The sequence below is a fragment of the Microbacterium sp. F1-18 genome (genome assembly GCF_052921305.1).
This window is the reverse complement of record NZ_JBREVD010000002.1, coordinates 511,135-533,987: the sequence shown is the minus strand read 5'-3', so window position 1 is coordinate 533,987 and position 22,853 is coordinate 511,135. Positions and strand designations below refer to the sequence as shown.

The following is a 22,853-nucleotide window of genomic DNA, read 5'->3' as shown; positions in this document are numbered from 1 at the left end:
GTCAGGTCTCCTTCAGTTCCAAGTGCGCCGGCGGCCGGTAGAGGACGGCGCGGATGATGATGCTGAAGACCATCAGGTCGTACAGCACCCAGACGATGTTGATGAGGGGCGCGATGCCCTCGGCTTGACCGACGGCGTACCGGATGCCGACGGCGACGAGCGACAGGACGAGCGCGGCCATGGCGATCAGCTGGGGCTTCACGAGGTCCCACCGCGGGCTGTCCTCGGTGGCGCGGGTCTTCGGTGTGACGGCGAAGCCGAGGGCTCGACCGCGGTAGACATTCGCGAACGCGGTCGTCACGGAGCGGATCCAGACGGGGAAGAGCGCGAGAGAGTACTGCGCTCCGCGCCACGTGGGGCGTCCGTTGGCGACGACGAGGAAGAGCAGCTGATTGAGGAGGAAGAAGGGGATGAACCGTGCGAAGAAGTCGACGCTCCATGCCTGCACCGGCATGACCCCGAACGTCAGATAGAGCACCGGCGCGGCGATGTAGACGATGCCGGCGAAGCCGGCCAGGTAGCTCCACATCGTGCCGAAGTACATGATGCGCTGACCCCAGCTAAGGCTGCGTTGCACGAGGGGGTTCTCGCGGAACATCACCTGCATGGTGCCCTGTGCCCATCGGAGGCGCTGCGTCAGCATCGTGGGAAGGTCTTCGGGAGCAAGGCCCTCGGCGAGCACCTCGTCGTGGTACACCGACTTCCAACCGAGCCCGTGCAGCCGCATGGACGTCGCCATGTCCTCGGTCACCGAGATGGTCGCGAGGGGCATGATGGCCTGCGCCTCCTCGTCGCGTCCGACGTCGAACGCCGAGACGAGCATGCTGATCGACTCGAGCGCGGCGAGCGGTGACAGACTGCGATCGCCCAGAGCGTCGAGGGTGACCTCGTCGATGACGGCGAGGGCCTCCGTGTCGGCGGTGAGCTCCGCGAGCGCACGCAGCTCTGCGCGGACGTCGGACACATCCTGGTCGCTCAACTCACGGCGGACGCGGTCGATCCGGCTCTGGAACGCATAGGTCACGTCGGCGAGCGCGTCACCGCGCGCGATCTCGGCCTTCACCTGATCGAGAGCGTCTTCGACGGTGTCGAGGGCGGCGGCGATGCGGGGGTCGGAACCGTGGTCGCGGCGTGCACGAGTCAGCACCCGGCGCGACGACCGCACGCCGCGATTGACGGCCAGCGTCACTTCATCGACGTAGCGCGAGACGCCGAGCTGCATGAGGGCTTCGCGGCGCAGGATCGCGTTGGACCCGCAGAAGAACGCCGCGTTCCAGCCGTCTTTGGACTGCTGGATCGGGCCATAGAACAGTGGGGCCTGGCTGCCGAGCGGGTCGCTGGGCGGTACGTTCACGAACCACTGCGGCGTCTGGACGAGGGCGACCTTGTCGTCCATGAACCAGCCGAGTGTCCGATCGAGGATTCTCGGCGAAGGCACTTGGTCGGCGTCGAGGATCAGCAGGAACTCGCCCTCCGTCACCATGAGGGCGTTGTTGATGTTCCCGGCCTTCGCGTGGCGTGGCCGGTCACGCCACGCCTGCGACCTGGTGACGACGCCGATGCCCTCCGCCTCGGCGAGACGGCGGAGCTCGGGTCGATCGCCGTCGTCGAGGATCCACGTTTCATGCGGGTAGCTGATGGCCTGGGCGGCACGGGCCGTGCGCATGACGAGGTCGAGCGGTTCGTTGTAGGTCGTGACGAGGACGTCGACGGTGACCTCGCGCGTCAAGGGCGGCGCGTCGTGGCGTTCGCGCAGACGCCAGGCGCCGATAGCGAAGATGAGCGAGTCGATGAGGCTGTATGTCTCCGCGAGCACGAGCGGCACGGCTATCCACCACGCCTCCCAGTTCACCGAGGCGAGCCAGCGCCACACGATGTAGTTCAGGCCGGAGATCGCCGCGAGGAGAACCACGAGGCGGATCAGCGCGAGGCGCCGGGCCGACCTCTTCGAGCGGCGCGCCACATCGCGCCGCGTACCCTCGCGGCCAAGTGTCGTTTCGACGACCATTGATCTCCCTCGGTCGCAGCCCACGCTCTCAGGGGTCGTTCGCCAGACGAAACGGGTTGCGCCCGGGTGGCCGGTCACACCATGATTCGCCTCAGCAGTGGGTCATCACATGCTCAGGATCACCCTCGACGGTGAGGTCACGATCCCGGAGGACGACGGACGCGGGGGTGGAGGGGTCAGCGCATATCTCGGCCCAGGTCCGCGGCAGATTGTCGGTGTACTCGATGTCCACGACAGCCGTTCCGTAGACGTCGCGATACTCGTCGCACTCTCGATACGCTGCGCACTCCTCGACGACCGCGAAGTCGAAACCCGCCTCCTCGTGCAGCCGGGGTGCGAAGTCCGCCGCGTTCTTCTGCCCGGCTGCGAGTCCCACGGCGTGGGCCGCATCGACGTAAGCAGCGGCGAGAGCGAGGTTCCCCTCGATGTCGAGGGCATCACCTGATCGCGTGAAGGAGTCGAGATTGTCGAACTCGACGGCATCGAAGCCCGACTCCGCGCATCCGCGGATCCACGTGGCCACCAGATCGAGGATCCGATCCCGCTTGTCTGCCGTGGACGGGTCGAGCAGCACCTCGTCGGGCCACTCCGGGTCGACGACGGGGGCTCCGGCGACCGTGAGGAGCAGGTCGCTCTCCCACAGGTCGAGCTCGCCGGGTTGCGTCTGGAACCCGTTCACGTAGCAGATCGAGTAGGCGCCGGCGGCGGGCTCGGATGCGCGGTCGCGGCCGACGATCCGAACGTCATCGGCAGTCGGGTAGGCGCCGCCGAGCTGATAGTCGGGGAGCCCGTCTGTCGGTGGCAGTGCGACGTCGCCCAGCAGGGGCGGACTCGCCGTGTCATCGGTTCGCGTCTGCATCGGGGCGGTCGTGGCGCACCCCGCAAGCAGGGCGACAGCCAGCACCGCCGCGGCGGTAGCGGCGGTCGCGGAGAGTCGTCGCGCGGAGAGCATGCTACGCGGACGGGTCCGGCGCGTCGGGCGCGTCCGGTTCGTCGGTGACGCCAGGCGTGCGATCCAGCCGGGTCCGGGGGACGAACCGGGGGACCCACCGGATGAAGCCGAAAGCTCCGGCGAGACCGAAGCCGCCCATGACGGCGGCGGCGACGGGGAGCGACGCGACGGCGGTGATACCGGAGACCAGCAGCGGTGCGATCGCGCCGCCCGCATCGGTCAGCGTCCGCCACGACCCGAGGAACGGGGCGGGATTCGTGGTCGGTGCGACATCCGCTCCCAGGGTGAGGAGGATGCCGCTCGAGAGGCCGTTGCCGACGCCGAGCACCGCCGCGAACAGCGCGAACCACAGCTCCGGCTGCGCGCTGGCGGATGTCAGCGCGAGTGCGATCAGGCCGGCGCTCATCAGCAGCATCGCGGGGAGCGCTGCCCAGAGACGCCCGAAGCGGTCCATGACCTGCCCGCTGGCGTAGAAGAGGGCGAAGTCGATCGCGCCCGAGACCCCGACCACGAGTGCGATCGTCGACCCGTCGAGCCCGATCGCGACGCCCCAGAGGGGCAGCAGAACCTGGCGGGTGGAGCGCAGCGCCGATAGTGACGCGGCGGCGACGCCGAGGCGGGCGAGCACATCGCGATTTCGCCAGGCGGTGCGGACGACGCCCGTGCCGGGCACTCGCCGGGTGCGCACCGGCGCGGTCGTCAGTGCCTCACCCTCGGCGGTCCGAGCGACGGCGGGCACGGCGCCCAGGCGCTTCTCGGGTTCGGGACCGAACGCGACGAGCGCGATCATCGCGACGAGGCAGATCCCGAAGAACCAGATCGTGGCGTGCTCATCACCGAACAACCACAGCAGCGCGGCGGCGATGAAGGGACCGACGAACATGCCGAGGCGGAAGCTGCCGCCGAGCAGCGACAGCGCCCGGGCGCGGAAGGTGACGGGCACGCGGGTCGTCATGAAGGCGTGGCGCGCCACGCCGAATGCGGCCGCGCAGATGCCGATGAGGAAGACGGATGCCGCGAACACCCCGAGCACCGGCGCGAACGCCATCGCCGCCACGCCGACGAGGGCGAGAAGACCCGCGATGATCATGGTCGCCCGCTCGCCGATGCGCGCAACCGCCCACCCCGCAGGGAGATTGCCGCACAGTTGGCCGACGACCAGAGCTGCGGCCACCAGCGCCGAGGTGGCGACATCCGCGCCGAGCTGCGCGGCGATCACGGGGATCAGGGGGATGACCGCGCCCTCGCCGAGCCCGAACAGCGTCGTCGGCCCGTAGATCATCGGGGCGAGACGCCAGAGAACGCGGCGGATCGGTTCGTTCTCGTCGCTGGCTCCCATTGCTTCCACGATACTCTGGAGTGCCATGCTCGAATTCGATATCTCCGCCGACATCCAGGCCCTGCGCTCCACGTTCGCCGACATCCAGGCGGTGGTCGACGTCGAGGCGCTCCGGGCCGAGATCGCCCGCCTCTCCGAGGAGGCCGGCGCGCCCGATCTCTGGGACGACGTCGAGAAGGCGCAGAAGGTCACCAGCGCGCTCAGCCACCGCCAGGCCGAGCTCAAGCGCGTCACCGAGGTCGAGCGCCGCCTCGACGATCTCGATGTGCTGGTGGAGCTCGCGATCGAGATGGACGACGAGGAATCTGCCGATGAAGCTCGCAAGGAGCTGAAGCAGCTCGAAGAGGTCATCGGTCAGCTCGAGGTCCAGACGCTCCTCGACGGCGAATACGACGACCGCGCCGCCGTCGTGACCATCCGCTCGGGCGCCGGCGGTGACGACGCCACCGACTTCGCCGACATGCTCCTGCGCATGTACCTGCGCTGGGCCGAGCGCCACAAGTACCCCGTGAAGGTCATGGACACCTCCTACGCCGAAGGCGCGGGCATCAAGTCGGCCACCTTCGAGGTCGACGCGCCCTATGCGTACGGCACTCTGTCGGTCGAGGCCGGAACGCACCGTCTGGCCCGGATCAGTCCCTTCGGTTCCGCCGACAAGCGTCAGACGAGCTTCGCCGCGGTCGAGGTCATCCCCGTGATGGAGGAGGCCGTCGAGGTCGACGTGCCCGAGAACGACATCCGTGTCGACGTCTTCCGTTCGTCGGGACCGGGTGGCCAGTCGGTCAACACCACTGACTCGGCCGTCCGGATCACGCACATCCCCACCGGCATCGTCGTCTCGATGCAGAACGAGAAGTCGCAGATCCAGAACCGCGCCGCGGCCATGCGGGTTCTGCAGACCCGCCTCATGCTGCTTCAGCGCGAGGAGGAGGCGGCGAAGAAGAAGGAGCTGGCGGGCACCATCACCGCGAGCTGGGGCGACCAGATGCGCTCATACTTCCTCTACGGACAGCAGCTCGTGAAAGACCTCCGCACGGGCCACGAGGTCGGGAACCCCTCGACCGTGTTCGACGGCGACCTCGACGGATTCATCGCCGCCGGCATCCGCTGGCGCAAGCGCAAGGACGACGACGCCTGATCGAGTGCTGAGGCGCGGATGCCGCGGCGCGCGGGTGTCGCGGCTCGGTTGTGCGGGGGAGCGGCTTAGGCTCATCGAGTCATGATCCGGTTCGAACACGTCAGCAAGCGGTATCGCGGCACCTCGAAGCCCGCGCTCAGCGACGTCGACTTCGAGATCCAGCGCGGCGAGTTCGTCTTCCTCGTCGGCGCATCCGGATCCGGCAAGTCGTCGTGTCTGCGGATGATCCTGCGCGAGGACGTCGCGTCCGAGGGGCGCGTGGTCGTGCTCGGCCGTGATCTGCGCGGTCTCTCGACGCGCAAGGTCCCCTACTTCCGTCGCCACATCGGTGCCGTGTTCCAGGACTTCCGGCTGCTGCCCAACAAGACCGTCTTCCAGAACGTCGCCTTCACCCTTCAGGTGATCGGCTCGTCGCGAGCATTCATCTCGCAGGCGGTCCCGGAGGCGCTCGCTCTCGTCGGCCTCGCGGGCAAGGAGAAGCGGCTGCCGCACGAGCTCTCCGGTGGTGAGCAGCAGCGCGTCGCCATCGCACGCGCGATCGTCAACCGTCCGCAGGTGCTGCTGGCCGACGAGCCGACGGGAAACCTCGACCCCGCGACATCCGTCGACATCATGCAGCTGCTCGCGCGCATCAACGCCAACGGCACAACGGTCGTCATGGCCACGCACGAGGCCGGCTTCGTCGACCAGATGCAGCGACGAGTCATCGAGCTGAGCGGCGGCGTCATGGTGCGCGATGAGGTCGGTGGCGGCTACGGCGACACCTCCGCGTTGCCCAGCCTCGCTCCCGAGCCGGTGCGCGGTGCCGCCGCGGTCGCCGCCCTCACGGCTGTGCTCGAACTGCAGCGCGAGATCGCCGAGACCCCTCCGGCGGCCCACGTCCCCGTTCCGGACGCGCCCGAGGCTCCCGTCGAACCTCCGCCGCCCGTGGGCGAGACGCGGGCCATCCCGATCGTCGCCCCTGACATCGACCTCGCCGGCCTCGGCCTCCCCGATGTCGCGAAGAAGCTCGGACTCGGCGATAGCGACGATCGCACCGACGAAGTGGGGCCCACGTCATGAGAGTCGGTCTGATCCTCGGTGAGGCCCTGACAGGCCTGCGTCGCAACGCGTCGATGGTGATCTCCGTCGTGCTCGTCACCTTCGTCTCGCTCACGTTCGTGGGTGCGGCGATGCTCATGCAGATGCAGATCAGCAAGACGAAGGACTACTGGGCCGAGCGTGCTCAGGTCGCCGTCTACATGTGCCGTGAGGACGCCGCGGTGCAGAACTGCGCCGACGGAGCTGCGACCGACGAACAGATCGCCGCCGTCGCCGAGCGACTCGAGTCTCCCGCGCTGCAGAGCGTCGTCCGCGAGGTGCGCTTCGAGACGAGTCAGGAGGCGTACGACAACGTCCTGTCACTCATGGGGCAGGACTACGCCGAGTTCGTCAGCCCGGAGCAGCTCAACAACACCTACTGGGTCAACCTCGCCGATCCGTCGCAGAGCGATGTGATCAGCGAGGCGTTCAAGGACTTCGACGGGGTCGAGGAGGTCGCGAACCAGCTGCAATACCTCGACCCGCTGTTCTCCGCGCTCACCGTCGCCACGTACATCGCGGTCGGGATCGCCGGACTGATGCTGATCGCCGCGGTGCTTCTGATCGCGACCACGATTCGCCTCTCCGCTTATGCGCGCCGGCGAGAGCTCGGCATCATGCGCCTCGTGGGCGCGTCCAATCGGTTCATCCAGACCCCGTTCATCCTCGAGGGTGTGTTCGCCGCGTTGATCGGGTCGGCGCTCGCGAGCGTCGCGATCATCGCGATGGTGCAGATCGGCGTCGGCGACTATCTGTCGTCGCAGATCGACTTCGTCACGAGCTGGGTCAACCTCGGAGACGTCGCGGTGGTGGTGCCGGCGGTGATCGTGATCGGCGTGGCTCTGGCAGCCGTCTCTGCGGGGTTCGCCATCCGCCGATGGCTGCGCACCTGACCAACGCCGGGCTTTCCCGTCGAGCATGCCGCGGGTGTGCCCCTAGACTGTAGGGCTGCGCCAGTGCATCAGGAAGGAGGCGCGTCATGCCGAAGGAACAGGGCGAGAAGCTCGTGGCGAGCAACAAGCGCGCCCGACACGACTACGCCATCGAGAAGACGTATGAGGCCGGTCTCGTGCTGACCGGCACCGAGGTGAAGTCGCTGCGCCAGGGGCGTGCCAATCTCACCGACGGCTACGCCTACATCGATAACGGCCAGGCGTACCTCGATGCGGTTCACATTCCCGAGTACTCCCAGGGGCACTGGACGAATCACGCCACCAAGCGCACGCGCAAACTGCTGCTGCACAAAGAGGAGATCATCAAGCTGTCGCACGCGGTCAGTGCCGGCGGCTACACCCTCGTGCCTCTGCGGCTGTACTTCTCGGACGGTCGGGCGAAGGTCGAGATCGCGGTCGCGAAGGGTAAGCGCGAGTTCGAGAAGCGTCAGACCATCCGCGAGCGCGAGGACAAGCGCGAGGCTGAACGCGCGATGCGCACCCGCAACCGTCTCGGCGAGTAGCGGCGGGCGCATTCGCCAGGCGAATCCTGTGATGCGCTCCGCGTCAGCGCGCGCGGAAGCGGGCCTCCACCGCGGCTGTCACGACGATCTCGCTGGGACGGAGTTCCACTCCTCCGGATGATGCGTCGGCCGACATCGTGGCCGCGCGCGCGAACATCGGCGCCGCGGGCGGCGCGTCGCCACCGCTGAGCAGTCCGACATCTGCGATCTCGACGGGCTCGACCGTCGCGTGGCCGAGCGCTGTCGCGTACGCGGTCGCGCGGGCAACGGCGACGCCGACCGCTGAGGTCGCGACCTCGCCCTCGATGCTCGATAGCGTCGCGGGGGAGAGCTGCCATTCGACGTTCGACACGCGCATGCCGTCGTCGTCCGCGAGGAGCGACACCCATTCGTCCAGTGCGCGGATGTCGTCGAAGGCGGCGACCAGCTCTATCGTCGCGTGGTGGACAGGCGCGAGCTGGTTCCCCTCGGCATTCCAGGGCCGGTCGGACCACGTCGCGACGGATCCGCTCGACCAGGTCGAGACGACTCCCGCTCGGGCGAGTTCCTCGAGTCGTGTGCGCAACGGCGCTATCGTGGCGGCCACCCGCGACGCCACGGCGCTCCTCTCGGCGCCGTCGGCGGTCGCGGCGGCGTGGACCACGGCGACCTCGGGCTGGACACGTCGTTCGGCCTCGCCGCGGACGGAGATGAGGATGTCTGCCATGGTCCGACTCTAGGCCGGGTGCGCGGGAATGGCGCCGAGTGGCGATCGGTTGTAGTCTGTAGTGCTCGGGTGCTGCGGCATCCGGGTTGGTAACTCCACAGTGTGACAGCGGCCCTTCGTTCGAAGGCTCATGGGGATGATCGGTTTCGACATCGCCTGTGTGTCGGCGAGAAGCGGGCCGAGGATGCAGGGTTATCTCGTTAACGATCTCTGCAAACCAATAAGTGCCGAATCCAAGCGCACTGACTTCGCCCTCGCTGCATAAGCGAGCCCGATAGTCCGTCAGACCGTGTGTGATCCCGCCACGGACCCTGGCGTCATCTAGGGATCTTGCTGCGTGACGGCGTCCGGACGTCACGCGGGACTCTTCCCGGACTGGGCCTGTCGACTTATGTGTCTGTACTGAAAGTCGGGGCCGAGCAGAACGCCTCTACAGACTGCGCCCGGAGAAGACGCCGTATCTCAGCGATGGACGGGGGTTCGATTCCCCCCATCTCCACCACTGCCGCTGTCACGCTGCATAGCCCCCGATCCCCTGGAAGTAGTGGGATCGGGGGCTTTGGTCTCTCGGGTGGAGGTCGCCCCGTCCTGACCCGAATCAGGCGGGGCTCGCGCACCGCGTGCCCCCCAAATGCACCCGGTGCACGCGGGTCGGTTCGGAGCGATTCGACGATCGGATTGCTGTTGGGGCCGCCGCGATCCGCGTCGCAGGTGGGTGGGCTCGCGAGCGTGGGGTCGCCCCGGCGCGCGCAGCGCGGCCCCCAAATGCGTGCCGCGCGCATCGGAAGCGACCCGCTACGGTCCCACCCGGGGCAGCCTCGTCGACAGGGGGCTTATGCGGGGCGCGCTCATCCTTTATCTTTGGCGCGTCGGCCATCCCAGCCCAGCGGCGGTTCTGCCTCGAACGTCCCCCAAGCGCTCGGCAGGGCCGCCGCGCTCAACGCCGATGCCCGTCAGCGTGCCGGTGCCGTGTGGTCCGCTCCATGGCCGTGATCACAGCAAGATGCGGCGCTCGGAGGAAGGTACGGCGAAGGCCCCCGCCCTCGAGTGAGGGGCAGGGGCCTTCGCCGGTTCGGGCGGTCAGGTCTTGTTACGGATGGACCGCATCAGCCAGGCGATGACCGCGATGATGATGAGCGCGATGCCGACGAACAGCAGGAACTTCACCGCTTCGACGAAGATTCCGGTGAACAGCAACGCGATGCCGATGATGATGAGGATGATCGCAAGTGCAGGCATGTCCTCATTGTCGCGCGACGCGAGCTCAGACGCACGTGCTTGACCTCGCGTTCCGCAGACCCTATGGGCGCGCGTCTGCGGGCGACTGTTCCGTCCCCTGGTGGAATCGCAAGGCGAGGGCGTCGCCCGATGTCGCCCAGACCGACGAGTGGCGGCTGACGCGCGTGCCGGCGACGAGGCGATAGGTGACGAGCACCGTGTCGACGTCAAGCCGCTGGATGACCCATTCATCCGTGTGCGGAGTGTCGCGTGTGGCTTCCTCCATGAGCTCGACGAGGAGGTCAGACCGCGTCCACAGGCGACCCGACCGGCCGATCTCGGTGAAATCCGGGTGGATGAGCTCGCGAAGGCGTCGGGCGTCCTGTCGCACGGCACTCGTGAGCAGGTCGCGCTCGGCGTCGCGGATGCGCCCGGCCAGATCGTCAGCGACGCCGACGGCTTCGACGTCGTTCATCAACGTCGCTCGATGACGACGAGGCCCTGCTTCACGTCGGCTACCTGGGCATAGCCCTCGCCGAAGAAGTAGGTGACGCCGTAGCCGTCGCCGTCGATGTTGAGCGCGAAAGACGGGTCTTCGGTCAGGTAGACCCCGTCGTCGCCCTCTTCGCGGATCCACCCTTGCGATTCGAGGGTGCGCTGGGCCTCGGTGGTCTCGGCGGCGGTGAGCGGCGCCCAGCCGAACTGGAGGATGTTGCCGCCGGGTTCGGCCGCGTTCGTCCAGGTGCAGGACACGCCTGCATCGATCTCCGTCTCACCGATCATGAACGGCCCTTGCTCGTACTCCCAGCCCTGCGATTGCAGTTCGTCGAGGCTCGCTTCGCGGATGATGTTCTCGCACGTCGGGTCGGGCAGAGCCGGCTCCGAAGCGGTGGCCTCGGGCGTCGCTACGGGCGAGGAGGGGACGGCTTCGGGGGGAGCGGTCTCTTGGGGCTCGGGCGCGGAGCAGCCGCTCAACAGCATCAGAGCCACGGCCGAGCCGGTCGCAATGACGAGGGGTGCGCGCCGGCGGCGGGTCATGCGTCGCCCCCGTTGCGAGAGAGCAGTTCGAGGAAGGTGTCGTGCAGGATGCCGTTGGTCGCGAGCGACGAGCGCGTCGACACCGATGGGGCGCCGTCGATGTCGGTGAAGCGTCCGCCTGCCTCGGTCACGATCGGGACATGTGCGGCGATGTCGTACTCCTTCACCCCGAACTCGGCCACGAACTCCAACCGCCCCTCCGCGAGGAGCATGTACGGCCACGCGTCGCCGTAGCCACGATCGCGCCAGACGCGCCGCGAGAGGGCGAGGAGCTGTTCACCACGGCCGACCTCGTCCCACTGGTGGAGGCTCTGGAAGCTGATGCTCGAGTGCGCGAGATCATCGATCGATGACACCGATATGCGTCGGGGGGCGGTCTCGCCGGGAACGTTCGTCCAGGCGCCGCGGCCGGCGGCAGCCCACCACCGGCGCCCGATGGCCGGCTGACTCACGACACCCACCTCGGGCACGCCGTCGACGGCCAGAGCGATGAGCGTCGCCCACATGGGGATGCCCTTGAGGTAGTTCGCCGTGCCGTCGATGGGGTCGATGATCCACTGACGTCTGGCGTCGCCGGTGGCGCCGTATTCCTCGCCCAGCACGCCGTCGGCAGGCCGCTCCGCGCTCAACAGGTCGCGGATGGCGCGCTCGGTGGCGAGATCTGCCTCGGTGACGTGCGACGCGTCCGCCTTCAGTTGCACGTCGAGGTCGGCCGCGTCGAATCGGGCCATACTGACGGCGTCGGCCGCATCCGCAAGCCGGAGTGCGAATGCCAGGTCGTCGGCCAGGGCGTCTGCGGAAGCCGCTGTCGGATCCGGTGTGGTGGGGGTCACGGCTCAAGGATACGACGCGCCGGGGGCCCCGATTGGCGTCGTGACGTGAAGTGGGGTAACGTTTCTCCTCGGTTCGCTTCACTGCGAACAGCCTGCACCTCTAGCTCAATCGGCAGAGCAACTGACTCTTAATCAGTGGGTTCTGGGTTCGAGTCCCAGGGGGTGCACCAGCACGAAGGCCCCGCAACTCTCGCCAGTTGCGGGGCCTTCGTGTGTTGTGCGAACGTGAGCCGACGCGAATGGTCGCATCGGCATCGGCAGAGGTGCCGTTTACGTCGGCTCGACCGCCGGGAGTGGTGGCGGTCTGGGGCTCGTAGGCTGAGTGCATGACCACGCCCGAGATCGTCATCGTCGCCGCTGCCCGCACGCCGCAAGGCCGCCTGCAGGGCGCGCTGTCGTCGATGCCGGCCCCCGAGCTCGGTGGCGCCGCCATTGCCGGTGCTCTCTCCGCATCGGGCGTCGAGGCCGCGTCGGTGGACGCCGTCATCATGGGGCAGGTCCTCCCGGCGGGCAATGGACAGAATCCCGCACGGCAGGCGGCGCTGTCCGGCGGCATCGGTTGGGACGTCCCCGCATCCAGCGTCAACAAAGTCTGTCTCTCCGGGCTCACGGCGATCATCGACGCGTCGCGCATGATCGCCCTCGGAGATGCTGAGGTGGTCGTCGCCGGAGGCATGGAATCTATGAGCCGGGCACCCCACCTTCTGCCCGGATCCCGCTCCGGTTGGTCGTACGGCTCGATCGAGGTGCTCGACCACGCTGCCTTCGACGGCCTCACCGATGCGTACGGCCGCGAGAGCATGGGGGCGTCGACCGAGCGCCTCAACCCGCGTTTCGCCGTGTCACGAGGAGATCAGGATGCCGTGGCCGCACGCTCGCATGAGCGCGCCGCTGCGGCACGGGCCGAGGGCCGCTTCAGCGCAGAGATGGCGCCCGTGACGGTGCCGCAGCGACGTGGGGAGCCGGTCATCGTCGATGCCGACGAAGGCATCCGTCCCGACACCACGCTCGAGACTCTCGCGGGCCTGCGTCCCGCTTTCGCGAAGGGCGGCTCGATTACCGCCGGCAATGCGTCGCAGATCTCCGACGGTGCCGCAGTGGTCATTCTGACCACCCGAGACCGGGCGGAGCGCGAGGGATGGACGGTGATGGCCGCGCTCGGCGCCAATGGTCAGGTCGCCGGGCCCGACAACTCACTGCACGAGCAGCCCGCCGCCGCGATCGAACGCGCACTGGCCAAGGACGGCATCGCGGTATCCGACGTGGATCTCATCGAGATCAACGAGGCCTTCGGCTCGGTCGTCGCCGCCTCGGAGCGTCGCCTCGGTGTCTCATCCGACATCGTCAACGTCGACGGAGGCGGGATCGCGCTCGGGCACCCCATCGGTGCGTCGGGCGCACGTCTCGTCGTGCACCTGGCGCACGAACTCGTGCGTCGCGGAGCGGGCACGGCCGTGGCGGGGCTCTGCGGTGGTGGTGGACAGGGCGAGGCGCTGATCCTCACGCGCTGATACCCGCGAGCCAGCCCGCCTGGGCGGGTCAGCGGCGGTTGCGCTTGACCCGCTCGGTGAACAGCTCGTCGCGGTCGACCTTGGAGTCATCCGCGATGAGGCGTCCGCGCGCCCCACGGTAGCTGTCGACCACGGCGCCGATCGCGAGCGCCAGCGTGATACCCCAGCTCAGCCACGCGAGAGCGGTGCGCCACGTGAAGGGCTCGTCGCTTCGGGCCGAGCGGAGCAGCGTCACGCCGCCGGTGATCGCGGAGAAGAGGCCGGTGCCGAAGAGGTACTTGCGCATACCACAAACGTAGCTTCCCCCAAGGGGCGCCGGGTGCGCAGGTAGGCTGGGGCCATCGCCGATCGCAGCCTGGAGGCATGCATGAGCACCGCTGATTTCGTCGTCGTCGCCAACCGGCTTCCGGTTGACCGGAACACGGACGGTGGTGGAGACGGGGAGTGGCGCCGTTCGCCCGGGGGGCTCGTCACGGCTCTCGAGCCCGTCATGCGGCGTACCGAAGGCGCATGGGTCGGTTGGCCCGGGAAGCCCGATCTCGAGTTCGACCCGTTCGACTTCGACGGCATGCAGCTCGTTCCCGTCGCACTCAGCGCCGCGGACGTCGAGGACTACTACGAGGGTTTCTCCAACGACACCATCTGGCCGCTCTACCACGACGTCATCGCCGCCCCCCGATACCGCCGTAACTGGTGGGAGGCATACCAGCGCGTGAACCGGCGCTTCGCCGAAGCCGCGGCGGCGGCTGCCGCGGACGGCGGCACCGTGTGGGTGCAGGACTATCAGCTGCAGCTCGTGCCCAAGATGCTGCGCGACATGCGGCCCGATCTCACGATCGGCTACTTCCATCACATCCCGTTCCCGGCCTACGGTCTCTACTCGCAGCTTCCCTGGCGTAAGCAGGTGCTGGAGGGGCTTCTGGGCGCCGACGTCATCGGCTTCCAGCGTGTGGCGGACGCGGGCAACTTCGCACGCGCGGTGAGGCGACAGCTGCGCTACGAGACGAAGGCGAGCGGCATCCGCGTTCCGGCTGACGGCGGCGGGCACCGCACCGCACTCGCGAAGGCGTTCCCGATCTCGATCTCGACCGACGATTACATCGAGCTCGCGCAGCGCCCCGACATCCAGGCCCGGGCCGCGGAGATCCGCGAAGACCTCGGCAACCCGAAGACCGTGCTGCTCGGCGTGGACCGTCTCGACTACACCAAGGGCATCCGTCACCGGCTGAAGGCCTTCGGTGAGCTCATCGAAGACGGCCGGGTCTCGGTCGAGGACGCGACCCTCGTGCAGGTGGCGAGCCCCAGCCGCGAGCGCGTCGAGTCATACGTGCAGTTGCGTGACGAGATCGAGCTCACGGTCGCCCGCATCAACGGCGATCACGACACGTGGGGTCACAGCGCGATCCGATACATGCATCAGGCATTCCCGCGCGAGGAGATGGTGGCCCTGTTCCTCGCGGCCGACGTCATGCTCGTCACCGCTCTTCGCGACGGCATGAACCTGGTGGCGAAGGAGTACGTCGCCAGCCGCATCGACAATCGCGGGGTGCTCGTACTGAGCGAATTCGCCGGCGCTGCCGACGAGCTCGCGAGCGCCGTGCGCATCAACCCGCACGACATCGACGGTATGAAGGACGCCATCGTCCGGGCGATCGAGATGCCCGCAGCCGAGCAGGGGCGGCGCATGCGCGCGCTGCGCAAGCGCGTGCGCGAGCACAATGTCGACGATTGGTCGCGCTCGTTCCTCGACGCTTTGGCCGCTGCCGGTCGATCGAGCAGCCCCGCGCATTCGGCGGCTTCCGCCCGTTCCGTCTCGACGGCCATGACGGAAGCCGAGCACAACGCATGACCGCTCCGACGTTCACCTCCCGTGCGGGACTCGAGGCTGCGGTGGATCGCGCCGCGAAAGCACGCCACCTGCTCGTCGCCCTCGACTTCGACGGCACTCTCGCGCCCCTGGTCGACGAGCCCATGTCGGCGCGCATGCTCCCCGCCGCACGCGATGCCCTCGCACGTCTCTCGCACGCTCCGGCCACGACGGTCGCGCTCGTGTCGGGTCGGACGCTCGAACATCTCGCGGAGATATCGGAGCGCGAGCCCGACTCGCGCATCCACCTCGCCGGCTCGCACGGCGCGGAGTTCTGGCATCCGGATGGTGGTTCGGAACAGGATTCCGACGATGATGCCGAGCTCCGCGTTGCGCTGACCGCGCGGGCAGAAGCGATCATCGAGGGGGTCGAGGGGGCATGGATCGAACACAAGCGGTTCGGGTTCGGCCTTCACACGCGTCTCGCCGAACCCGCGGCCGCCGCCGAAGCAGCAGCCCGGATCGATGAGCTCGTCCGTGTCGGGGCCCCGACGTGGCGTCGTCGCACCGGGCGGGACATCCTCGAGTTCGCGTCGCGACACGAGGGCAAGGACTCCGCGGTGCGGAGCCTCCGCGAGCGCGTCGGCGCCGACGTGGTCGTCTTCGCGGGCGACGACGTAACCGACGAAGACGCCTTGCGGTCGCTCGAGGCCGGCGACGTGGGCATCCGGGTCGGCGGGGGAGAGACGGTCGCCGAATACCGGGTGGCGGATGCGGCCGCGCTCGCGGTGCTGCTCGGCCGGCTCGCCGAGTCTCGCGCGGGGGAATGAGCTCCGGCGCTCGGGCATAGAATTCGAGAATGCCCGACAGCTCCGAGACCATCGACATCAAGCCCCGCAGTCGTGCCGTCACCGACGGCATCGAAGCCACGACCTCCCGAGGGATGCTCCGTGCCGTCGGCATGGGGGATGAGGACTGGGACAAGCCCCAGATCGGCATCGCCTCGAGCTGGAACGAGATCACCCCGTGCAACCTGAGCCTCGACCGGCTCGCCCAGGGGGCCAAGGAGGGCGTCCACTCCGGCGGCGGTTACCCGCTGCAGTTCGGCACCATCTCCGTCTCGGACGGCATCTCGATGGGCCATGAGGGCATGCACTTCTCGCTGGTCTCGCGCGAGGTCATCGCCGACTCCGTCGAGGCCGTCATCATGGCCGAGCGGCTCGACGGTACCGTCCTGCTGGCAGGCTGCGACAAGTCCATCCCCGGCATGATGATGGCGAGTGCCCGCCTCGGGCTCTCGAGTGTCTTCCTGTACGCGGGGTCGACGATGCCGGGCTGGGTGAAGCTCAGCGACGGCACCGAGAAGGACGTCACGATCATCGACTCGTTCGAGGGCGTCGGTGCGTGCCGCGCCGGCAAGATGAGCGAGGCCGACCTCAAGCGCATCGAGTGTGCGATCGTGCCCGGCGAGGGAGCCTGCGGCGGCATGTACACGGCCAACACCATGGCCTCCGTCGGCGAGGCCCTCGGCCTCAGCCTGCCGGGCTCCGCCGCCCCGCCGTCGGCCGACCGCCGCCGCGACTACTACGCGCACCGCTCGGGCGAGGCTGTGGTCAACCTCCTGCGCCAGGGGATCACGACGAAGGACATCCTGACGAAGGAGGCGTTCGAGAACGCGATCGCCCTCGTCATGGCTCTCGGAGGCTCGACGAACGCCGTCCTCCATCTGCTCGCCATCGCCCGCGAGGCAGAGGTCGACCTCAGCCTGCACGACTTCAACCGGATCGGTGACAAGACTCCGCACGTGGCGGACATGAAGCCCTTCGGCCAGTACGTCATGAACGACGTCGACCGTCACGGCGGCATTCCCGTCGTGATGAAGGCGATGCTCGACGAGGGACTGCTGCACGGCGACGCGCTGACGGTGACGGGCAAGACCCTCGCCGAGAACCTCCGCGACCTCGACCCCGAGCCCCTCGACGGCAAGGTCATCCACACGTTCGACAACCCCATCCACGCCAGCGGCGGCATCACGATCCTGCACGGGTCGCTCGCCCCCGAGGGAGCGGTCGTGAAGACCGCCGGCTTCGACGCCACGGTGTTCGAGGGCCCCGCACGCGTCTTCGAGCGCGAGCGCGCGGCGATGGATGCCGTCGCGAACGGCGAGATCGAGCCGGGCTCGGTCATCGTCATCCGCTACGAGGGCCCGAAGGGCGGACCGGGCATGCGTGAGATGCTCGCCATCACGGCGGCCATCAAGGGCGCCGGGCTCGGGAAAGATGTACTACTCTTGACGGACGGACGATTCTCAGGCGGCACAACCGGCCTGTGCATCGGCCACATAGCACCCGAAGCGGTGGACGCAGGTCCCATCGCATTCGTGCGCGATGGTGATCTGATACGGGTCGATATCGCGGCTCGCTCCCTCGACCTACTCGTCGACGAGGCTGAGCTGAACGCCCGCCGTGACGGCTGGGCTCCTCTTCCCCCGCGCTATACCCGTGGCGTTCTGGCCAAGTACTCCAAGCTCGTGCGCTCCGCCGCGGAGGGCGCGACCACCGGCTGACTTCGGCTCCGACATCGTCTCCTCTTCTTCAGCGAGGTTCATCACCATGTCCACCGACATCTCCGCGGCCATTCCCCGGCCGCCGTCCCGCACCCCCTCAGCTCCCGTGATGACGGGAGCGGAGGCCGTCGTCCGCTCGCTCGACAATCTCGGTGTCACCGAGGTCTTCGGGCTGCCGGGCGGCGCGATCATGCCCGTCTACGATCCACTCATGGACGACGAGGCCGTACGCCACATCCTCGTTCGTCACGAGCAGGGCGCAGGGCACGCGGCCGAAGGCTACGCCTCGGCGTCGGGTCGGGTCGGGGTCGCCATCGCGACCTCGGGTCCCGGCGCGACGAACCTCGTGACCGCGATCGCCGACGCCTACATGGACTCCGTGCCACTTGTCTGCATCACGGGCCAGGTGTTCTCGACCCTCATGGGAACGGATGCCTTCCAAGAGGCCGACATCGTCGGCATCACGATGCCGATCACGAAGCACTCCTTCCTGGTGAAGACCGCTGAGGAGATCCCCGGTGCGATCGCGGCGGCGTTCGAGATCGCCGGCACCGGCCGGCCCGGCCCCGTCCTCGTCGACATCACGAAGGACGCTCAGCAGAACACCGCGCCGTTCGTCTGGCCGCCGAAGGTCGATCTGCCGGGATACCGTCCGGTGACGAAGGCGCACGGCAAGCAGATCCAGGCGGCCGCCCAGCTCCTCGCCGAGTCGCAGAAGCCGGTCCTCTACGTCGGCGGCGGCGTGATCCGGGGCCGCGCCTCCGACGAGCTGCTGACCCTCGCCGAGGCGACCGGGGCGCCTGTCGTCACGACGCTCATGGCCCGCGGCGCTTTCCCCGACTCCCACCCGCAGCATCTGGGAATGCCCGGCATGCACGGCACGGTCCCGGCCGTGCTCGCACTGCAGGAGTCCGATCTGATCGTCGCCCTCGGTGCCCGCTTCGACGACCGGGTGACCGGCAAGGCATCGCTCTTCGCCCCGAACGCGAAGGTCGTGCACGTCGACATCGATCCCGCCGAGATCTCGAAGATCCGCTTCGCAGACGTGCCCATCGTGGGAGACGTGCGCGACGTGCTCGTCGACCTCGAATCGGCGTTCCGCGGCGTGATCGGCGACGGAAAGCCCGACACGACCGAGTGGTGGGCCTACCTCGACGGCCTCCGCGAGGAGTTCCCGCTCGGCTACGCGCCGACGACCGACGGCCTGCTGTCTCCGCAGCACGTGATCCAGCGGATCGGCGAGCTCACCGGACCCGAGGGCGTGTACGCATCGGGGGTGGGCCAGCACCAGATGTGGGCCGCGCAGTTCATCAAGTACGAGCGTCCCAACTCGTGGCTCAACTCCGGCGGCGCCGGCACCATGGGCTACGCGGTCCCGGCGGCCATGGGCGCGAAGGTGGCCCAGCCCGACCGTGTGGTCTGGGCGATCGACGGCGACGGCTGCTTCCAGATGACCAATCAGGAGCTGGCGACCTGCGTCATCAACCAGATCCCGATCAAGGTCGCGATCATCAACAACTCGTCGCTCGGCATGGTGCGCCAGTGGCAGACGCTGTTCTTCGACGGCCGCCACTCGAACACCGACCTGAACACCGGGCACGGGACGGCGCGCATCCCCGACTTCGTCAAGCTCGGCGAGGCGTACGGTTGCCTCGCCATCCGGGTCGAGACCGCAGACCAGATCGATGACGCGATCAAGCTGGCGCTCGAGACGAACGATCGCCCCGTCGTGATCGACTTCGTCGTGAGCGCCGACGCCATGGTGTGGCCGATGGTCCCGCAGGGGGTCAGCAACAGCTACATCCAGTACGCCCGCGAGCACGCGCCCGCATTCGACGAGGAGGCCTGAGATGTCGCGCCACGTGCTGAGCCTCCTGGTGGAGGACAAGCCGGGTCTGCTGACCCGTGTCGCCGGGCTGTTCGCCCGACGCGGCTTCAACATCGAGTCGCTCGCCGTCGGTGTGACGGAGGTGCCGGGCCTCTCGCGCATCACCGTCGTCGTCGACGTCGAGGAACTGCCGCTCGAGCAGGTGACGAAGCAGCTGAACAAGCTCGTCAACGTCATCAAGATCGTCGAGCTCGACTTCTCGTCGTCGGTGCAGCGCGAACACATCCTCATCAAGGTGCGTGCTGACAACCAGACCCGCTCGAATGTCATCGAGGTCGCGAACCTGTTCCGCGCGGCGATCGTCGATTACGCCCCCGACGCCCTGGTGGTCGAGGTGACCGGAGACCGCGGCAAGATCGACGCGATCCTCCGCGCTTTCGAGCCCTTCGGCATCAAGGAACTCGCACAGTCGGGTCTGCTCGCCATCGGGCGCGGCGGTAAGAGCATCACCGAGCGCGTTCTGCGCGGCTGACCTTCCGAACCACGAATCAAGGAGAAACACACGAACATGGCCGAGATCTTCTACGACGACCACGCCGACCTGTCGATCATCCAGGGCAAGAAGGTGGCGATCGTCGGCTACGGCTCGCAGGGCCACGCTCACGCGCAGAACCTCCGCGACTCCGGCGTCGAGGTCGTCATCGCGCTCAAGGACGGCTCGAAGTCGGCCGCGAAGGCGCAGGACGAGGGCTTCGAGGTCAAGAACGTCGCGGATGCCGCGGAGTGGGCCGACCTCATCATGATCCTCGCGCCCGACCAGCACCAGCGCTCGATCTACGCCGACTCGATCAAGGACAAGCTCACGGCGGGCAAGACGCTCGCGTTCGCCCACGGCTTCAACATCCGCTTCGGCTACATCGACGCTCCCGAGGGCGTCGACGTCATCCTCGTCGCCCCGAAGGCTCCGGGTCACACGGTGCGCCGCGAGTTCGTCGCGGGTCGCGGCATCCCCGACATCATCGCCGTCGAGCGCGACGCGTCGGGTTCGGCCTGGGACACCGCGCTGTCGTACGCGAAGGCGATCGGCGGCACCCGCGCGGGCGTCATCAAGACCACCTTCACCGAGGAGACCGAGACCGACCTCTTCGGCGAGCAGGCGGTTCTCTGCGGTGGCATGAGCCACCTCGTGCAGTACGGCTTCGAGACGCTGATCGAGGCCGGCTACCAGCCGCAGATCGCCTACTTCGAGGTGCTCCACGAGCTCAAGCTGATCGTCGACCTCATGTGGGAGGGCGGCATCGCCAAGCAGCGCTGGTCGATCTCCGACACCGCTGAGTACGGCGACTACGTCTCCGGCCCCCGCGTGATCTCGCCCGAGGTCAAGGAGAACATGAAGGCCGTGCTCGCCGACATCCAGTCGGGTGCGTTCGCACAGCGCTTCATCGCCGACCAGGACAACGGCGCCACCGAGTTCCTCGGCCTTCGCGAGAAGGAGCAGGGTCACCCGATCGAGGCGACCGGCAAGGAGCTGCGCGGTCTCTTCGCTTGGAAGCAGCAGGACAGCGACTACATCGAGGGCAGCGCCGCGCGCTGACCCGTGACGAGCGGCACCGCCCGCTCCGCGACCCTCGGCGGCACCCCGTCGAGCCCGGCCTCGTGCCACGGAAGCCCGGTCCCCATCAGGGGCCGGGCTTTCGGCGTGCGCCGATACCACCGAGACCTTTTACGATGGAGGCATGCCCGTCCCGAAGAAGCAGTTCGCTCGCGCGCGCCTGGGGGCGGTGTGCGTCGCAGCTTCTGTGGTCGCGGGGGCGATCACCGCACCGGCGGCCTGGTCCGTCACGACGGAGGCCGTCGACCCCGTTCCGCATTCGGATGCTCCGGTCGCACCGGTGATTCCGGACGACACCTTCTCCGACGAGGACGACATGGCCCCGGCACCGGGCGAGACGGCGAGTCCGTCGCCCGTGCCGACGGACTCGCCGTCGCCGACAGACGGCGTACCGACGCCGACGCCGACGCCGACGCCGACCAGCCCGGCACCCACCGAGCCGCCGGTCGAGCCGTCGCCGGCCGCTCCGACCGAGCCGGCGCCCGCGCCCGTGCCGCCGCGGATCGACGCAGAACCCGATGGTCGTGTGCCCACGGCCGTGCGGCTCGGGGCGTTGCTGGGATACGCCTACCGCAACCCCGGGGTCGCCTCGCCGACACCGGCGCCGAGCGACGCCGTCGATCTGGACGGGAGCCCCGACGTGGGTGGATCCGCCGAACTCGGCGCGTCCGTTCCCGCGCAGGACCCGACGGGTCGCACCGACGCGGTGCGCGTCGGATCGTTGCACGATGGCTCGGGCACAGAGCTCGCGAAGCCGGCGGTGTGGGCGCCTTGGGGTGGGGCTTTGATCTTGGCCGGTGCTGCCGTCGCCGTCTTCGTGCTCCGCGGGGGCCGGCAGATCGGTCGTTGACGCGCCCGGCTTGTTCGCGCAGCTCGGCTGCGGGCTGCCGGGCGCTACTCTGAACATGTGACGAGCCGCGATGACGATGCCCTGAGCTGGGCCGGAGACGACGACCCGACTCTCGTCTCGGCTCCTGCCACGGAGCCCGCACCCGCGCCGTCGCAACGGCCGAGGGATGAGCCGGTCGAAGTCGCCGCCGACGAAGCGGCCGATGCCGGCGCGGACGGTTCCGCCGCGGGACTGAGCAACACGGCCCTGATCGCGCTCGGGGTGCTCGGCGGCGTTTACCTCCTGTACTCGATCGGATGGTTCGTGGGAGGGATGCGCGTCCACAACCTGAGCGGTCTGCTCGGGATCGAGGCCGCGGTCTCGGTTCCCGTGCTCGTGCTCGCGGTCGCCGCGCCCGCGATCTGGTTCGTCGCGACATATGCGCTCACACGCAGCTCGCGCGCGTGGGTGAGGTTCGTCTGGCTCGTCGCGGGGGCGTTGCTCCTCGTGCCGTGGCCGTTCGCGACCCTCGGGGCGGGGAGCTGATGATGGCGAGCGAAGCACGAGGAGTCGCGCAGACGCCTCCGGTCTGGCGGGTGGCGGTCGTCGCGGGAGCGTTCGGCCTGTTCTACGCATACGCGGTCTGGGCTGCCGTCCCGTTGTTGTTGACCCCGTCACCGGCACGGACCGCGGTCGGATGGGTGGCCGTCGTCGCTGCCGTGGTGCTGCCGATCGTCATCTTCGCGGGGGCCTTCGCGCTCGGGTGGCGCCGACGCTCGGGATCTTTCGCCCTGATCCTCCTGGCGGGGCTCGGGCTCTCAGCGGTGTTCTTCCTGAACGTCCTCTCGTTCGCCCTCACCTCCGGCGCCGTCTGAGTCGGCGGAACGTCACACGGTCATGGGAGCGGCCGACGCCGCGCTAGGCTGAGACGA

Annotated in this window: 23 protein-coding genes, 1 tRNA gene and 1 other RNA gene; 16 read left to right on the top strand and 9 right to left on the bottom strand. The window is 68.5% G+C overall.

Translation table 11 applies throughout. The features are described 5' to 3' along the window. Position 1: 1 nt before the first annotated feature. From ACU6RU_RS06760 to ACU6RU_RS06750, 3 genes are all read right to left on the bottom strand, one after another. On the bottom strand, positions 2-2,008 hold the full coding sequence (locus tag ACU6RU_RS06760) for a glycosyltransferase family 2 protein (RefSeq protein WP_446726174.1): 2,007 nt from the start codon (positions 2,006-2,008) through the stop codon (positions 2-4). Between the two features lie 91 nt (positions 2,009-2,099). Next, on the bottom strand, positions 2,100-2,960 hold the full coding sequence (locus ACU6RU_RS06755; protein WP_446726173.1) for an endo alpha-1,4 polygalactosaminidase: 861 nt from the start codon (positions 2,958-2,960) through the stop codon (positions 2,100-2,102). Between the two features lies 1 nt (position 2,961). Then, complete coding sequence (locus ACU6RU_RS06750; protein WP_446726315.1) at positions 2,962-4,299, bottom strand: MFS transporter; 1,338 nt, start codon at positions 4,297-4,299, stop codon at positions 2,962-2,964. Between the two features lie 25 nt (positions 4,300-4,324). Here ACU6RU_RS06750 and prfB point away from each other — a divergent pair, with 25 nt between their 5' ends. From prfB to smpB, 4 genes are all read left to right on the top strand, one after another. Continuing rightward, on the top strand, positions 4,325-5,437 hold the full coding sequence (gene prfB / locus ACU6RU_RS06745; protein WP_120262775.1) for a peptide chain release factor 2: 1,113 nt from the start codon (positions 4,325-4,327) through the stop codon (positions 5,435-5,437). Between the two features lie 81 nt (positions 5,438-5,518). Further along, the gene (gene ftsE, locus ACU6RU_RS06740; RefSeq protein WP_446726172.1) at positions 5,519-6,499 is read left to right on the top strand and encodes a cell division ATP-binding protein FtsE; all 981 of its coding nucleotides are present in this window, start codon (positions 5,519-5,521) and stop codon (positions 6,497-6,499) included. Beyond that, positions 6,496-7,410, top strand: a complete 915-nt coding sequence (gene ftsX / locus ACU6RU_RS06735; RefSeq protein WP_289331347.1) for a permease-like cell division protein FtsX — start codon at positions 6,496-6,498, stop codon at positions 7,408-7,410. Before ftsE ends, ftsX begins: the two co-directional genes overlap by 4 nt. An 86-nt stretch (positions 7,411-7,496) precedes the next feature. Continuing rightward, the gene (gene smpB, locus ACU6RU_RS06730) at positions 7,497-7,973 is read left to right on the top strand and encodes an SsrA-binding protein SmpB (RefSeq protein WP_112614374.1); all 477 of its coding nucleotides are present in this window, start codon (positions 7,497-7,499) and stop codon (positions 7,971-7,973) included. 43 nt (positions 7,974-8,016) lie between these two features. Here the strand turns inward: smpB and ACU6RU_RS06725 are convergent, their stop codons facing one another. Next, positions 8,017-8,679: an SIMPL domain-containing protein gene (locus tag ACU6RU_RS06725; protein WP_120262772.1), complete on the bottom strand. Its 663-nt coding sequence runs from the start codon at positions 8,677-8,679 to the stop codon at positions 8,017-8,019. Between the two features lie 132 nt (positions 8,680-8,811). Between ACU6RU_RS06725 and ssrA the strand changes: the two genes are divergently transcribed. Continuing rightward, positions 8,812-9,181, top strand: a transfer-messenger RNA (tmRNA) gene (gene ssrA / locus ACU6RU_RS06720). Positions 9,182-9,759: 578 nt separating this feature from the next. Here the strand turns inward: ssrA and ACU6RU_RS06715 are convergent. From ACU6RU_RS06715 to ACU6RU_RS06700, 4 genes are all read right to left on the bottom strand, one after another. After that, a complete protein-coding gene (locus tag ACU6RU_RS06715) occupies positions 9,760-9,918 on the bottom strand; it encodes a hypothetical protein (protein ID WP_176786791.1) in 159 nt (52 codons plus the stop codon). 61 nt (positions 9,919-9,979) lie between these two features. Beyond that, positions 9,980-10,372, bottom strand: a complete 393-nt coding sequence (locus ACU6RU_RS06710) for a nuclear transport factor 2 family protein (protein WP_120262771.1) — start codon at positions 10,370-10,372, stop codon at positions 9,980-9,982. Next, complete coding sequence (locus tag ACU6RU_RS06705) at positions 10,372-10,935, bottom strand: hypothetical protein (protein ID WP_120262770.1); 564 nt, start codon at positions 10,933-10,935, stop codon at positions 10,372-10,374. Before ACU6RU_RS06705 ends, ACU6RU_RS06710 begins: the two co-directional genes overlap by 1 nt. Beyond that, entirely contained in the window at positions 10,932-11,768 is an 837-nt protein-coding gene (locus ACU6RU_RS06700) for an inositol monophosphatase family protein (RefSeq protein ID WP_289331349.1), read from the bottom strand. The genes ACU6RU_RS06705 and ACU6RU_RS06700 overlap by 4 nt, the downstream gene beginning before the upstream one ends. Before the next feature lie 94 nt (positions 11,769-11,862). On the opposite strand from ACU6RU_RS06700, the gene ACU6RU_RS06695 reads away from it, so the two are divergent. Together ACU6RU_RS06695 and ACU6RU_RS06690 are read left to right on the top strand one after the other, a co-directional pair. Beyond that, positions 11,863-11,938, top strand: a tRNA-Lys gene (locus ACU6RU_RS06695). Between the two features lie 156 nt (positions 11,939-12,094). Then, the gene (locus tag ACU6RU_RS06690) at positions 12,095-13,279 is read left to right on the top strand and encodes an acetyl-CoA C-acyltransferase (protein ID WP_446726171.1); all 1,185 of its coding nucleotides are present in this window, start codon (positions 12,095-12,097) and stop codon (positions 13,277-13,279) included. Positions 13,280-13,307: 28 nt separating this feature from the next. Here the strand turns inward: ACU6RU_RS06690 and ACU6RU_RS06685 are convergent, their stop codons facing one another. Beyond that, a complete protein-coding gene (locus ACU6RU_RS06685; protein WP_120262767.1) occupies positions 13,308-13,565 on the bottom strand; it encodes a hypothetical protein in 258 nt (85 codons plus the stop codon). Between the two features lie 81 nt (positions 13,566-13,646). Between ACU6RU_RS06685 and ACU6RU_RS06680 the strand changes: the two genes are divergently transcribed. From ACU6RU_RS06680 to ACU6RU_RS06640, 9 genes are all read left to right on the top strand, one after another. Then, complete coding sequence (locus tag ACU6RU_RS06680; protein ID WP_120262766.1) at positions 13,647-15,128, top strand: alpha,alpha-trehalose-phosphate synthase (UDP-forming); 1,482 nt, start codon at positions 13,647-13,649, stop codon at positions 15,126-15,128. Then, on the top strand, positions 15,125-15,916 hold the full coding sequence (gene otsB, locus ACU6RU_RS06675; RefSeq protein ID WP_446726170.1) for a trehalose-phosphatase: 792 nt from the start codon (positions 15,125-15,127) through the stop codon (positions 15,914-15,916). The genes ACU6RU_RS06680 and otsB overlap by 4 nt, the downstream gene beginning before the upstream one ends. 29 nt (positions 15,917-15,945) lie before the next feature. Further along, positions 15,946-17,652 carry a dihydroxy-acid dehydratase gene (gene ilvD / locus ACU6RU_RS06670; protein WP_446726169.1) on the top strand — a complete coding sequence of 569 codons (1,707 nt, stop codon included), beginning with the start codon at positions 15,946-15,948 and terminating at the stop codon, positions 17,650-17,652. Between the two features lie 46 nt (positions 17,653-17,698). After that, on the top strand, positions 17,699-19,501 hold the full coding sequence (locus tag ACU6RU_RS06665) for an acetolactate synthase large subunit (protein ID WP_446726168.1): 1,803 nt from the start codon (positions 17,699-17,701) through the stop codon (positions 19,499-19,501). Position 19,502: 1 nt separating this feature from the next. Beyond that, complete coding sequence (gene ilvN / locus ACU6RU_RS06660) at positions 19,503-20,012, top strand: acetolactate synthase small subunit (protein ID WP_071918201.1); 510 nt, start codon at positions 19,503-19,505, stop codon at positions 20,010-20,012. Between the two features lie 36 nt (positions 20,013-20,048). Next, positions 20,049-21,074: a ketol-acid reductoisomerase gene (gene ilvC, locus ACU6RU_RS06655; RefSeq protein ID WP_023951072.1), complete on the top strand. Its 1,026-nt coding sequence runs from the start codon at positions 20,049-20,051 to the stop codon at positions 21,072-21,074. A 142-nt stretch (positions 21,075-21,216) separates the two neighbouring features. After that, positions 21,217-21,942, top strand: a complete 726-nt coding sequence (locus ACU6RU_RS06650) for a hypothetical protein (RefSeq protein WP_446726167.1) — start codon at positions 21,217-21,219, stop codon at positions 21,940-21,942. Between the two features lie 57 nt (positions 21,943-21,999). Next, positions 22,000-22,467, top strand: coding sequence for a hypothetical protein (locus tag ACU6RU_RS06645; protein ID WP_120262761.1), 468 nt, complete (start codon positions 22,000-22,002; stop codon positions 22,465-22,467). Positions 22,468-22,469: 2 nt separating this feature from the next. Next, entirely contained in the window at positions 22,470-22,796 is a 327-nt protein-coding gene (locus ACU6RU_RS06640; RefSeq protein WP_120262760.1) for a bacitracin resistance protein, read from the top strand. Positions 22,797-22,853 lie beyond the last annotated feature (57 nt).